Source organism: Methanobrevibacter sp., assembly GCF_045646045.1.
Taxonomy (GTDB): domain Archaea; phylum Methanobacteriota; class Methanobacteria; order Methanobacteriales; family Methanobacteriaceae; genus Methanocatella.
Genome location: NZ_JAZRJY010000038.1, coordinates 1 through 14295, shown reverse-complemented (window position 1 = coordinate 14295; position 14295 = coordinate 1). Strand labels below are relative to the sequence as shown.

At 33.5% G+C, this 14295-nt stretch carries 13 protein-coding genes and 1 pseudogene; 9 read left to right on the top strand and 5 right to left on the bottom strand.

Annotated features, from left to right (window positions below):
- Window position 1: 1 nt before the first annotated feature.
- Window positions 2-682, top strand: a complete 681-nt coding sequence (gene pnuC, locus ACKI5C_RS02685; protein WP_407431687.1) for a nicotinamide riboside transporter PnuC — start codon at window positions 2-4, stop codon at window positions 680-682.
- Here the strand turns inward: pnuC and ACKI5C_RS02680 are convergent.
- The 3 genes from ACKI5C_RS02680 to cobQ form a co-directional block, all read right to left on the bottom strand.
- On the bottom strand, window positions 679-2043 hold the full coding sequence (locus tag ACKI5C_RS02680; RefSeq protein WP_407431686.1) for an MATE family efflux transporter: 1365 nt from the start codon (window positions 2041-2043) through the stop codon (window positions 679-681). The two genes, pnuC and ACKI5C_RS02680, sit on opposite strands and share 4 nt — an antisense overlap.
- 83 nt (window positions 2044-2126) lie before the next feature.
- Window positions 2127-2384, bottom strand: coding sequence for a hypothetical protein (locus tag ACKI5C_RS02675; protein ID WP_407431685.1), 258 nt, complete (start codon window positions 2382-2384; stop codon window positions 2127-2129).
- Window positions 2385-2428: 44 nt separating this feature from the next.
- The gene (gene cobQ, locus ACKI5C_RS02670) at window positions 2429-3958 is read right to left on the bottom strand and encodes a cobyric acid synthase CobQ (protein ID WP_407431684.1); all 1530 of its coding nucleotides are present in this window, start codon (window positions 3956-3958) and stop codon (window positions 2429-2431) included.
- 289 nt (window positions 3959-4247) lie between these two features.
- Here cobQ and lonB point away from each other — a divergent pair, with 289 nt between their 5' ends.
- Window positions 4248-6128: an ATP-dependent protease LonB gene (lonB, locus tag ACKI5C_RS02665; protein ID WP_407431713.1), complete on the top strand. Its 1881-nt coding sequence runs from the start codon at window positions 4248-4250 to the stop codon at window positions 6126-6128.
- A gap of 70 nt (window positions 6129-6198) precedes the next feature.
- Window positions 6199-7620 carry a Mur ligase family protein gene (locus ACKI5C_RS02660; protein ID WP_407431683.1) on the top strand — a complete coding sequence of 474 codons (1422 nt, stop codon included), beginning with the start codon at window positions 6199-6201 and terminating at the stop codon, window positions 7618-7620.
- Here the strand turns inward: ACKI5C_RS02660 and ACKI5C_RS02655 are convergent.
- Together ACKI5C_RS02655 and ACKI5C_RS02650 are read right to left on the bottom strand one after the other, a co-directional pair.
- Window positions 7610-8092: a hypothetical protein gene (locus ACKI5C_RS02655; protein ID WP_407431682.1), complete on the bottom strand. Its 483-nt coding sequence runs from the start codon at window positions 8090-8092 to the stop codon at window positions 7610-7612. The genes ACKI5C_RS02660 and ACKI5C_RS02655 overlap by 11 nt on opposite strands.
- A complete protein-coding gene (locus tag ACKI5C_RS02650; protein ID WP_407431681.1) occupies window positions 8079-8993 on the bottom strand; it encodes an ADP-ribosylglycohydrolase family protein in 915 nt (304 codons plus the stop codon). The genes ACKI5C_RS02655 and ACKI5C_RS02650 overlap by 14 nt, the downstream gene beginning before the upstream one ends.
- A gap of 190 nt (window positions 8994-9183) precedes the next feature.
- Between ACKI5C_RS02650 and ACKI5C_RS02645 the strand changes: the two genes are divergently transcribed.
- The 6 genes and pseudogenes from ACKI5C_RS02645 to ACKI5C_RS02620 all read left to right on the top strand — a co-directional run.
- Complete coding sequence (locus tag ACKI5C_RS02645) at window positions 9184-9399, top strand: hypothetical protein (RefSeq protein ID WP_407431680.1); 216 nt, start codon at window positions 9184-9186, stop codon at window positions 9397-9399.
- Window positions 9400-9508: 109 nt separating this feature from the next.
- A complete protein-coding gene (locus ACKI5C_RS02640; protein WP_407431679.1) occupies window positions 9509-9874 on the top strand; it encodes a zinc-ribbon domain-containing protein in 366 nt (121 codons plus the stop codon).
- Between the two features lie 69 nt (window positions 9875-9943).
- Entirely contained in the window at window positions 9944-10858 is a 915-nt protein-coding gene (locus ACKI5C_RS02635; protein WP_407431678.1) for a ribose-phosphate diphosphokinase, read from the top strand.
- A gap of 337 nt (window positions 10859-11195) precedes the next feature.
- Window positions 11196-13499 carry a C69 family dipeptidase gene (locus tag ACKI5C_RS02630; RefSeq protein WP_407431712.1) on the top strand — a complete coding sequence of 768 codons (2304 nt, stop codon included), beginning with the start codon at window positions 11196-11198 and terminating at the stop codon, window positions 13497-13499.
- Window positions 13500-13725: 226 nt separating this feature from the next.
- A complete protein-coding gene (locus ACKI5C_RS02625; RefSeq protein WP_296799076.1) occupies window positions 13726-14025 on the top strand; it encodes a hypothetical protein in 300 nt (99 codons plus the stop codon).
- Window positions 14022-14273: pseudogene (locus ACKI5C_RS02620) on the top strand (DEAD/DEAH box helicase family protein); the annotation flags it as partial. The gene ACKI5C_RS02625 and the pseudogene ACKI5C_RS02620, both read left to right, overlap by 4 nt.
- Window positions 14274-14295: the final 22 nt, after the last annotated feature.

Below are 14295 nucleotides of genomic sequence, written 5' to 3'. Positions count from 1 at the left end.
TATGAATGATTTTTTAAAAAATGAATTCTCCGGATGGAAAAGCTGGGAAATCGTCTGGCTGTTAATAGCCACAATTGGTATTACAATTATAACTTTTGCTTTAGGTGAAGATTATTTAGGTCTTATTGCCGCAGTAACTGGAATAATATGCGTTATTTTTGCAGGCAAAGGCAAACTGTTAACTTATTTTTTTGCAATAATTCATATTATTACCTATGCGCTCATTGCATATAATGCCAGATACTATGGAATCTTAATGTTAAATGTTTTATATTATCTGCCGATGCAGTTTTACGGATTCTATGTCTGGCAGAAGAATATGAATCCGGATACCAAGGAAGTTTATAAAAAGAGCTTATCCCGGAAAAATACGCTAATACTTTTGGGATTAGTCTTTGTAATGACAATGGTCTATGGACTCATTCTTCAAATACTGAATGGAAACCTGCCGTTTGTAGATGCCTTAGGCACTGTTGTTGCTGTTGTTGGAATGTATATCTCTATTAAAATGTATGCTGAGCAATGGCTTTTGTGGATTATTGTCAACATTATCAATTTGGGATTATGGATTTATGCTTTTTTAAATGGCGATGGAACTGTAGCTATTTTATTCATGTGTATTATTTATTTAGCCAATTCTCTTATCATGTATTTCAAATGGAGAAATGAGGCAAATAGTTAATTGCCGAACCTTTTCCTGATTCTTTTAATTTCATATCTGGCAAAGATATAGTTTATAATACTTGCTAAACCTTTTCCTACACTGAGTGCTACCCATATTCCTATTATTCCCCAGTTTAAAGTTATTGCCAAAAAATAAGCCAATGGAGCGGCTAAAAGAATTTCCCTTAAAAGTGTAAAGAATAGGCTGTATATTCCCTTTCCGATTCCCTGATAGAAAAAGCTTGATGCTATACCTATACCGATAAATGTCAGGCAGGGACAGACAATCTGTAAATATTCGGCAATTCCAGGAATTAAATTGGCGGTTTCAGGAGTATATGCAAACATTGTAGCAAGAGGTGTTGCAAATACCACGATAAGTGTACTTATTAAAAATCCAAGTGCGATTCCAAGCTTTGAACCGTATTGGTGTGTTCTTGATAGATATTCACCGTTTCTGGCGCCATAATTACTTCCGGCTACTGCTACAACAGCAGATCCAATAGCTGTAAGTGGCATTATTGCAAAGAGGAACAATCTTTGGCCTGATGAGAATGTTGCAATGGCATAATCTCCGCCGACCTGTGAAATCATCAACAGATAGATTGACATTGCAATGGCCATAAGCATCATATCAAGAGAGGATGGAATACCTACCTTTAAAATGTCTCTTGACATCTTTTTGTCAAACTTGAATCCCTTAAGTGTAACATGAACGTAAGTGTCTTTCTTAATTAAAATCCAGTACAGAATTACTGAAGCAGCTATTGCAGCACTAAATATTGTTGCAAGAGATGCTCCGGCAGAGCCTAAGCCCAATGTGTAGATAAAAATTGGATCTAAAATAGCATTCAATATGACTGTAACAATAACGGCATACATTGCTCTTTTCATGTCTCCTTCTCCACGAAGAATTCCGCTTGAACCGTTTGACAGCATCAATGCAATAAGTCCTAAAAAGAGTGGAGTTGAGTATGCATCAGCTTCAACAAGGGTTTGGCCTGATGCTCCATAACTGCTTAAAATCATGTCCTGGAATAATATAAAAAATAATGATAATATAATTGAAGCGGCTACGAATATGATTAATGAGTGTGTTGCTGACTGGTTGGCCTTTTCATGATTTTTGGCACCAATAAAACGACTTATACTACTTGTTGCACCGTTTCCAAGCCCTACGCTTGCACCGTTAAGCACCATAAATATTGGTGTTACAAAACCGATTCCTGCAATAGCCTCCTGACCCAAGCCCGCTACCCAAATACCGTCAATGATATTGTATGTTGCAGTTAAAATCATTGAAATCATAATTGGAACAGCTAATTTTCTTATTGCAGTTTCAGGTTTTCCAGTCATTAATTCAATATTATCATTAGCCATGATAGAATATTTGGATGTGATAGTATTTATAATATATAAAAAAAGTTAAGTAAAAAAAGAGTAAAAAAAGAGCTGAACAAAATCTATTCAGCGTTAATTTCAATGTCAAAGGTCATAGCTTCAATTTTAGCACTTTCACCGGATTTGATTGTGTATATAGGTGAGCCTTGTAAGATTAAATTGTTGTTGACTTCTCTGATTTTGTTATCAGCTACTTCTTGCATGTGGGTTCCGTCACATAAAAATCCGGAAAATCCTTCGCCTTCTAATTTGTATGAAATTACTTCACCATTTATTTTGTTAGTTGCTTTTACATTTACAATCATAATTAAAATCTCCATTATAATTATTACTATTATTTATGTTTTTTTCATATATAAATTAATTATTGTTTGAAAATCAATTCATCAATAATGTCCATGTCAAGGTTTTCTTCAACAATTTGAGCCAGTTTGTTTATTGAGTAATTTTTTTGAGCTTCATATGGGTCTTCCCCTTTCTGTATTTCAAGACCTTTTTTGGTTCTGATGTAGTTTAAAAACTCTCTTCTGAAATTGTAATTATTGAATATTCCGTGGAAGTATGTTGCAAATACATTTTTATATGATGCTCCGTCTACTAATCCGTTTTCATCATTGCCCTGACCCTTTTTGATTTCTAAAAGAGCTCCACATTCATTAAGTGTACTGGTTCCTTCGTGGATTTCATAGCCGGTAACGCTTTCGCCAACTATATTTTTAAATATTTCGCCTGCTATTCCTTCCAGATTATTCGGAATAATGGCTTCTGATTGTGTGACGATTTTATCCGAACGTTCAAACTCTGATGTTATTGGAAGAAGACCAAGGCCTTTGATTGTCCCCTGTTTTGATTCCTTTTTGGCTTCATCAATAATCTCATCACCTAATATCTGAAATCCTCCGCAGATTCCGATTACTGGTATTTCAGAAGCTTTTTCAATTATTTTATCTGCAAGACCGCTTTGCCATAGTTCATAGACATCCTGTGTGGAGTTACGGGTTCCAGGAATAATTATTGCATCAACATCACCAATATTATCATTTATTCCAATCATCTTTATTCCGACATCGTTTTCAGCTTCAAAGGGGTCGATGTCTGTAAAATTGGCTATTTTTGGAAGTCTGATAACTCCGATCATAATTTCCTTGTCATCATCAAAGTTATGGGTTGTAAGTGATGCTGAATCCTCTTCGGGCAATCTCAATGTTTCATCATATGGAAGAACACCTAAAACAGGTTCGCCAGTTATCTCTTCAATTCTGTCAAGTCCTGGTTTTAGGATGTCAAGGTTTCCTCTGAACTTGTTGATTACTGTTGCCTTTAAACGTGATCTGTCATAATCATCAAGAAGCACATATGTCCCGGCAATGGCTGCAAAGACGCCTCCCATTTCAATGTCTGCTATTAAAATAACATTGGCATCAGCCATATGGGCAATTTCCATATTTGCAATATCCTGGTCTCGCATGTTAATTTCTGCCGGAGAGCCTGCTCCTTCAATAACGATTATGTCATATTCTTTGGATAGTATATCAAAGCTTTCTTTCATGGCATTGAATGCATCATCATGGTATTTGTGCTGGTAATCGTAGAAATTCATGTCTCCAATGGATTTTCCCTGAATTATGACGTTGGATGTGAAATCTCCCTTTGGCTTGAGCAATACTGGATTCATGTGAATGCTTGGCTCAACCATTGCAGCTTCTGCCTGCAGCATCTGTGCTATTCCAATTTCTCCGTTTTCAAAGGTGGTATATGAATTTAAGGACATATTTTGAGATTTAAATGGAGCTACTTTATATCCTCGGTTTTTATAGATTCTACATAAGGCTGCAACAAGCATACTTTTTCCTGCATTTGATGAGGTTCCCTGAACCATTATACATTTTGCCATAAAATATCACTTTAATTTTTTTAAATTTAATTATAGTTACTTTCTATGTGAAGATTTAAATAATTTATTTTTCTAACTTTAGTTTACTAAAATAGAAAACTTTTTATATATAAGAAAGTTAATATATTTAGTAGTAGGAAAATGTTATATAATGTTGAATTTTTTTTATTATAGATAGTGAGGTTTTTTAATGAAATTTGATGAACAAGAGCCAATTGATAATTCTTCTGATGAGGTTGTTTTAGAACCAGAAGTCGCTCAGCTAAGTGATGATGAAGAAACTAAACCTATGTTGGATTACGATAATATCAAAAGTTCAGAAGACATTGATGTTCCTCCATTATTAATTGACCAAGTTATAGGACATGAAGAGTCCATTGAAACAATTAAAAAAGCAGCAAAACAAAGAAGAAATATTTTGTTAATAGGAGATCCTGGTGTGGGAAAATCAATGCTTGCAAAAGGAATGGCTCAAATATTACCGCATGAAACTTTACAAGATGTATTAATTTATCCTAATATGGAGGATAACAATCATCCATTAGTAAGAACCGTACCTGCTGGAGAAGGTAAAAAGATAGTTAAAGCAACAAGAGGTTCTGTTAAGGGTAGTGAAGAACGTAAAACCCTTATTACTACATTGGCTATTGGTGGAATTTTGATTATTGGATTTTTCTATGGAAGAATCTTGGAATCCATTATTGCAGCCGCATTAATTTTACTTATTTCAATTCAAATCAAACCAAAAAACAATACAATGTCTCCTAAATTACTTGTTAATAATGAAGAAAAAAGATTTGCTCCATTTATGGATGCAACAGGAGCACATGCTGGTGCATTACTCGGTGATGTACGTCACGACCCATACCAGTCTGGAGGATTGGGAACTCCGGCACATGAACGTGTAGAAGCAGGTATGATTCATAAGGCACATCGTGGAGTATTATACATTGATGAAATAGGTACAATGTCAATGAAAACCCAACAGGAACTATTATCTGCAATGCAGGAAAAACAATATTCAATCACAGGTCAGAGTGAAAACTCAAGTGGTGCAATGGTAAGATCACAGGCAGTACCATGTGACTTTGTTTTAGTGGCTTCAGGTAACATTCAGGTTCTTGAAGGAATGCATATTGCAATGAGATCACGTATCAGAGGTTACGGTTACGAAGTATTCATGAAAGATTATATGGAAGATACTACTGAAAACAGAGAAAAATTAGTACAATTCGTAGCTCAGGAAGTTAAAAATGATGGAAGAATACCTCACTTTGCTCCGGATGCATTGGATGAAATTATTATGGAAGCAAAACGTAGATCAGGAAAACAAAATGCATTAACATTAAGATTAAGAGAACTCGGTGGATTGGTAAGATCTTCCGGTGATGTAGCTATTGAAAATGGCGAAGATTTAGTTAGAGCAGAACATGTTTTGGAAGCTAAAAAATTCTCAAGAACCCTTGAACAGCAAATAGCTGATAGATCAATCATACAAAGAAAAGAATACAGTATGGTTAATTCTGAAGGTGGAAGAGTAGGTTTGGTAAATGGACTTGCAGTAATTGGGGATAGAAGTGGAATTGTATCACCAATTGCAGCTGAAGCAGCACCTGCTCAATCTAAAAATGGTGGTCAAATCATCGCTACAGGTAAATTGGGTGAAATTGCATCAGAATCAGTTCAAAACGTAAGTGCATTAATTAAAAAATACACTAACAAAAACTTGTCTGACTATGATATTCACGTTCAATTTATTCAGACTTATGATGGAGTTGAAGGTGATTCAGCTAGTGTAAGTATTGCAACTGCTGTAATATCTGCTGTAGAAGAGATTCCAATTGACCAGACTGTAGCTTTAACAGGTTCACTAAATGTTCGTGGAGATGTAATGCCAATCGGTGGTGCTACAGCTAAAATCGAAGCTGCTGCAGAAGCTGGAATGAAAAAAGTTCTTATTCCAAAATCAAACTTAAAAGATGTAATGATTGAGAAGAAATACGAAGAAATGATTGAGATTATTCCAACTGAAACATTAAGTGATGTTTTAGAAAATATCTTAATCAGCGGAAGCAAAAAAGACCAATTAATTGAAAAAATGAAAGAAATTGGTTCAAAAGTTGCTGACAAAGTTCCTCAATCATCTGTAAATAATCCAACTACTCACTAGTTGGTTATTTTTTCTATTTTTTTTTAAATTTTCGTAATAATTATATATTATTGTTAGATAACTTAATATTATGAGTATTAAAGTAGTTATTGCAAAAACGTTAGCAAAAATTGGAGGGCCTGTTTCGAAGTTAGGCTCTGGAAGTGGGAAGAGTTTTGCCGGAATAATTTTTTCAAAAGTTGCAGGAATTGATGCAATTTCAGAATTATCCGATGATTTGGCTATTGGTTCAATTGTATTAACAGGAACTAATGGTAAAACAACTACCACAACTCTTTTGATTGATTTATTGTCAAATGATATTCCAATCAGGAGCAGTTTTGAAAGTAACACAATTAATGCTATAGCTTCTGCTTTAATACAACAAAATGGAGATATTGGTGTTTTTGAATACGGTATCCGTAATATTAAATATGGAATTCCTGATACTGTTCAAAGGGTTGTTGATCCGATTGGAGTAGTTTATACAACAATTTCACCGGAGCATGCTCAGGTAGCTGGTGTTAAAAATCCCTTTAAAGATTACTATAAAGCTAAAGAATTATTGTCACAAAATATGCAAAAGGGTTTTATCATCACAAATACTGATGACCCGAGAACTGCATTTTTAGGTTATAAAAAGCGCAATGACGTTAAAGTTCATTATTATGGACTGGAAGTCGATGATATCCATGACTTTTTTGATGCGGATGTTATTGAGTGTCCTGCATGCGGCAGGGAGTTAAATTATGAAAAACGCTTCCTGAACCATAGGGGAGTTTATTCATGTGAATGCGGATTCAAACGTCCCGAACCTAATGTTAAATTGACCAATGTTGAGTTTACAAATGAAGAATGGATTTTAACAATAGAAGGTAATTTGTTTAACTATCCAAATAACCAGCAAATTTCTTTTAATGTTGATTTGACAGTTCCGCCATTCGGATTCCACAATATTTACAATACTTTGGCTTCAATAACTACTTATGCAACATTCACTCCAAAAATAGATAATATTGAATCTACCATTCATAAGGTATTTGACAATCTTGATATGTCATTTATTCCTCCTGGAAGATTTGAAGTTGTGCACCATGGAAATAAGACTATTGGTCTTGGTCAGGGTGATAACGGTGATGCAGCTAAAATTAATGCACTGTTTATGAATCAGTTTATTGACGGACCTTTGGAATTTATCTATACTACTCCAGAAGAGAATGAAGAAGACATATTCGAAGATCACTTTAAGGTAATAAAAGCCCTCAATCCTGCTCATGTAATTGTAGTTCCTGGAAGAAAATCAATCGAAAAAGCAGAAGAATACTACAATATCATTAAAAAAGAATATCCTGATGCTGAATTTTATCCATTAAGTTATGATGAAATGTCAAAAAGAATTAATAAGCTGTATGAGCTAGCTATTGAATCAAAATATGATTATGTTATAATGACTGGGTGCGGTGAAGAGCAGGCAATGTGGGAAAGTATAAAGCAAAAATTAATTAAGAGATAATAATTTCATCTATTATCTCAGCTAATCTTTTGTATAATCCATCATCACTTTTTTTAATTTCTTTAAAGCTGGATTCTACTTTGCAGTTGCACAAATCAATCATTCCAATCCTGTAGTTGGAAGAATCTTTTTCAATTAAAATTCCGAAATAGACTTCATTTTCGTCTGCATTTTCATCATACTCTTCCTGTGTGATTTTGATTGTATCGTCAACAATAGAAAAGATATCACATTCGTTAATCATTGGGATGAAGGCAAGCATTCCACAGTTTATGAAGATATTTTCCTCTTTCAGGATTTTCATGAACTTATCTTCATAGGAATCATCTTTCTTGATGCCGTATCCTTCAGTTTCTGATAAGTTGTTGCTTCCCATGTAGTTGTTTTCATCAATGATTGTGGCGACCAAATCTGGAGCTACATAAATATCACATTTAGCTCTTATATTTTTAATAGTTTCATAAACATCCATCACAATACGCCTCGTATCTTTCACATAAATCAAGTACCTTGTCAATTTTAGGAATTGATTCAATCCAATGTATAGGTATTGCATCATATCCGTAATAAATTCCTGCCAATCCTCCGCAAATTGCAGCAACAGTATCTGTATCATTACCCAGATTAACTGCCTTGAGGACAGCATCCCTATAATTGTCTGTAGTTTTAAGTGAATAAATTACACTTTCAAATGTGGCAATGACATATCCCTTGCTGCTTATTGTATCCTCATCGTTTAAATCATTATTGAATATTCTATTGAAATGATACAACTCACCGGAATCCTTATAATATTCTTTAATTTTATTGCTTGCTAAATCAATGTGTTCGGCAATTGACAAATCGTTTTCAAGCATTGATTTGGCTATTTCAATATATAAAACGCATGAAATTTTGGATCTTAAATGACCATGGGTCAATCCTGATACATTTTCAATGCTTTCATAATCAATACATGGAATAAATGCAAGAGGTAATATTCTCATTAGGGAACCGTTTCCGTTGTCATGTTCACTGGTTTTACCACAGTTAACTGGTTCAATTCCATTTATATAATTGTGGATTCCTGAAGCTGTTGTTATTCCACAATCAAAAGTATCGTGGTACTGCATGTATTTTCCATCTTTCATCCATGATACAAACTCTTTCATCATGTCTTCATAATCGATGGTCTGTTTATTTACAATGCTTGACATTGTAGCTATTGTTAGTGCTGAATCATCAGACCATGTTCCTGGGGGCATATTGTAAGTTCCATAACCTTCCATATCAGTTACAGGGTCTTCTTTCAATGATTCTCTGGAAGTGAATTCAACAGGAACGCCCAATGCGTCACCAATTATTAATCCGATTATGCCGTCTTTAACCTTCATGAAAAAACCTCGTAGTATCTTAAATATATATTCTTATTAGATAATATGGAAGTAAGTTGATAATAATATTTTAGTGATTTGCCTAAAGTATTTTACATTTATAAGATAATTTAAATAGTTATTTTTAGTAATAATTAAACAGAATATAAAGATAATTTTTATATTATGTCATGATTTTTTAGGTGATGTGATGGAATGGAATGCAGTTGTCAATGGGATTATTTCATTTATTATTCCTGGTTTAGGTCAAGGAATGAACGGATATAAAAATAAGGCAATAATAATGATTATAATATATGTAATTCTTAGAATTGGATTCTATTTGCTCGGTCTTGGAATTATAGGATATATTATAATAGGTATATATTCATTATATGCTGCATATGATGCATATAAAACTTATTAACTCTTTTTTTTATTTTTTTTAGATTTTTTGGCATGTTAAGTTTTAATCATGTCCTTTTTCTTTTGTAAAAAATAACTTTTAAATATTTTTAATTATTAATTTATTATTGATGACAAGAATTTGTTCTAATTGTGAATATGAAAATCAGGATGATTATCGTTTCTGTGCTAAATGTGGCACTCCTTTACTTGAAGGGTTTCAACCTGCAAATGTCCGGGTAATAAAAGGGGAGCCTAGAATTAACAAAAAAGCAATATTAATATCTTATATTATTACTATTTTTCTTTCATGGGGCGGTTTTATAATAAGTATGTTTTCAAAACATTCTCCGGTTGGTATTCTCACATTCTTTGGATTTTTTTTACCATTTTACCTGATTCAAGCCCCAATTAATGCGATTAAAAAACACGGTTATATTCAATTAATCATTTCTATTATTGGTGTTTCATTATCATTCTATGTAATGTTGCATTAATTTTATACTTAACTTTTTATTTGTCAAAAATTATAATTATTAGTGTATATATAAATTTTTGGTGATACTATGATTATAGGCGGTTCAGCTTCTCAGGATTTAGCGGCTCATGTTGCTAAGGAGTTAGGGGAAGAATTATGTTATGTTGAAATAAAAAAATTTCCTGACGGAGAAAAATATTTACGTATTGATGGAAAAATCGAAGATGAAGTAACTATTATTCAATCTACTGGTTTTCCACAGGATGAAAACTTAATGGAGTTAATATTTTTAATTTCCACTGTTAAGGAACTCGGCGCCAAAAAAGTTCGTGCAGTTGTTCCATACATGGGATATGCCAGACAGGAAAGAAGATTTAATGACGGTGAAGCTATTTCTGCTAAAATTATCTGTCAGCTGATAGAATCTGCTGGTGCTGATGAATTCATTACATTCAATATCCATGAAAAATGTGTTTTAAACTTCTTCAACATTAAAGCACGCAACATTTCAGCAATGCCTGCAATAGCTGAATATTTGAACAAAAAATATTTCAAGAAAACAGATGAAAAACCATTGATTATTGCTCCAGATAAGGGTGCTTATGGTTTTGCACAGGAAATGTCTGAAATCATTGACTGTGATTGCACATATTTATCTAAAGTTCGTTTAGGGCCAGATAAAGTAGAAACAAGAATTGTTGATGTTAGATGTGACAGCGAAAGTGAAAATACTGTAAATGTTGATTCAGTAAAAGGCAAGCATGCAATCATTATTGATGATATCATTGCTACCGGAGGAACCATTGTCAATGCAATTAACATTTTAAAACAGTATGGTGCCAGTAAGGTTGATGTATGCTGTGTACACCCAATTTTAACAAACAACGGTGCTGTTAGAATTTATGCTGCGGGTGCAGAAAAAATCATCGGTACAAACAGTCTGTCTTCCGATACTTCACGTGTATCTATTGCAAAAAGCATTGCAGATGCTTTAAGGGAATAAAATTATATCTTTAATTCATCAGAAGATGAATTATAGTATATTTTTCTTTTTTTTTAAAATGATAACCTAATTATTAATAATATGGTGCTGTTTTGATATTTTCGAAAAAATAGTTCCATACATTCAAATTCTTTTCAAAAATTTTATTATTAATTAAAAATAAACTATGGGATAATTAATAAAAAAGATTAATTCTTGTTTATTAACTGATGTTTTAAAAATATAGTATTATTTTATATTAATTATCGTAATAATTTAGAGGATTTTTATGTTGAAGATAAAATTTTTATCCAAAAAATTGTTAATTCTAGTTTTGTTTGGGGTGTTATTGTGTGGTATGCAGGCCTGCGCAGCATGTACTGCAGTATATGTAGGGCAGGATGTAAGTGATGATGGTTCGATAATTGTTGCCAGAACAAATGATTATCCTGGAGTTTGGGGAAATCATGTCACAGTAACTCCCGCAGTAGAGAATGAATCCGGACGGACTATGCCTGTAAGTATTGATGGATCAGTACAAGTAGAGATTCCAGAAACTACTTATAAATACACTGCGACGCCATATATGAATAGTACATTAAACAATTGGGATCAGCCCTGCCCTGATGCGGCTGCATGTACTAATGAATATGGTGTAGTCATGACCATGTCTGTTACAGCATATCCAAATGTGGCTGCATTAAGCGCAGACCCATTAGTCGACACAGGGATTTGTGAAGATGCTGCTACGGATCTTGTGATTTGTCAGAGTAAAACAGCCAGAGAAGGTGTAGAGGTTCTTTTAGGAATCATTAATGAATATGGTAGCAGTGAGTCTAATATTGCTATTATTGCCGACCAGAGTGAAGCATGGTATATAGAGATGTATACCGGACATCAGTATGCTGCTGTGAAGTTGCCAACTGATAAAGTATCAGTATTTGGTAATGAATTTTCTTTAGAATACTTATCTGAGTTTGATGAATATATTATATCTAAAGAATTAATTAGTCTTGCAGAGAAAAATGGTTTCGTGGTATATGGTGAAAATAATGAGGTTAATTTGCTTGACACATATTCAGGAATAGAGACTGTCGCTGACGTCTCTCATATGAGGACTTGGATTGGACATCAGATTCTTGCGCCTTCAAAATTCGGTGCAGACTATGACCAAAAAGCTGTCTATCCTCTCTGTTTTACACCAGATAAAAGCGTTTCACTACAAGATGTTAGCCAGATTGTGCGTAATAGGTATGAAGGAACAAAATATTGTCCTGATGAGAATGGCAGAAATGATATACGTGTGATTGGAACTGAAGCAACATTAAGTGCCCATGTGATACAAGTGTTCCCTGACCTTCCGGCAGAAATGTCATGTATTTGTTGGGTTAGTTCAGGTCCAGTAATTTCTGGTGTTCTTGTACCATTATCCAATGACTGTATAAATGTTAGTGAAGCTTATGCAGCTAATCAGCCTGCAAATGAAAGTGATGTCTTTGATACAAATTACCCTTACTATCTATTTAAGGATATTTCTACTCGATGTATGGAACCGGGAGATTACGAAATTTACGGTAAATCTGTGAAAGCATACTGGTATGAAGCGGAAAGTAATATGTTTGCTGGAATGAGTAAAGTAATTGAACAAGCAGAAAAAATAGAGGATAAAAATGCCCGGACAAATTATATCACTTCATACTGTAATTATATGCAGACCATGGCATTCAATGACGGGAAAAAAATACTCAACGAGGTGGCTTGGACACAAAGCAGATATAGTGATAGTTATAAACTCGATGGTGATGGTGATGTGATAGTTATACCTCCAATGGAAATAAAACTTAATGCATCAAAATATAAATATGTTCCTGATGTACCAGGCAACACTACCAATTCAACCATTTATGCAAAAGACATTGTCAAAGTCTTTAGAAATGAAACACAATTTTATGCAACTTTCCTTGACAATGAAGGAAATTACCTGGCCAATGGAACTATGGTCACATTCATTATAAATGACATGTCCTATAACCGTACAGTTGCTGCTAATGGTTTAGCTAAAATGAATATTAATCTTAATCCTGGAAAATACATAATTACTTCCATCAACACAGTAACCGGTGAAAACGTGACAAATAATATTACAGTAATTTCAAGAATCACAGAAAATCGTGATATCACCAAATATTATAAAAATGGTACTCAATACACTGTTAAATTAATTGGTGATGATGGTAATCCTGTTGGTGCAGGTGAAAATGTTACATTCAACATTAATGGTGTATTTTACACCCGTACAACTGATGAATCAGGAATTGCAAAATTAAATATTAACTTACAGCCTGGAAATTATGTTATTACTGCAGAATACAAAGGATGTGAGGCATCTAATAATATTACAGTTTTACCGGTGTTATCAGCTAATGATTTAACTAAAAAATATGGAACTCCTGATCAATTTGTTGCAACTTTGATTGATGGTCAGGGAAAAGTCCTTGCCGGTAAAAATGTTACATTTAACATTAATGGCGTATTCTACAACAGGTTAACTGACGGCAATGGTCAGGCTAAGTTAAACATTAACTTAATGTCTGGTGAATATATAATAACTTCAAGTTATAATGGAAATAGCATTGGAAATAAAATTACTGTCACTAGTTGAGATTAAATTATAGTCTCAACAATTTTTTTTATTTTTTTAATAATTTAAACAAATATCTTTAAAATTAAAGAAAAATTAGAACGAATTTTTTTCATGTTGGATTGGTATTAAATAACATTGCACTAATCTGAAAGATAGTGATAATATTTAATTAATATAATTTTAATAATATAATCTATTGTATAAGATAAGTGATAGATATTTTAAGATGTATTGGGGGAATAGAATGCCAGTTGATAAGGAAAAGATGAAACAGGATTTAATGGATGAATCAAATAGCATTCTTAAAGAATGGAATGAGCCTTTTGTTGTTGATACAATTTCTGTAATGAATGCTCAGGGAAAGATAACTTTTTTAGGTTCCCTAAGAATATTTGATGAGAGAAATGCTTCTGACATAATGAAGGAAGTTAAATCTAAATTTGCAAAATATGGTAAGTTAACCGTTAGGGATGAAAAGGTAGTGCCATGCTGCTCTGCTAGATATACCCATATTAGTTTTAATGTTGTTGTAGATAACTCATGAAGGAATTTAAGCTTAATTCACAATATAAACCACTTGGTGATCAGCCTAAAGCTATTGATTCACTTGTTGATGGTATCAATAATGATGTTCGGGAACAGACATTATTGGGAGTAACAGGTTCAGGTAAGACTTTTACAATGGCAAACGTTATTGCGCAGGTCAATAAGCCTACACTTGTTCTCGCTCACAACAAAACGCTTGCCGCACAGCTGTGCAGTGAGTTCAGGGAGTTCTTTAAGTCGGAGGCCAAGCGGTCTTAGGAAGACAACA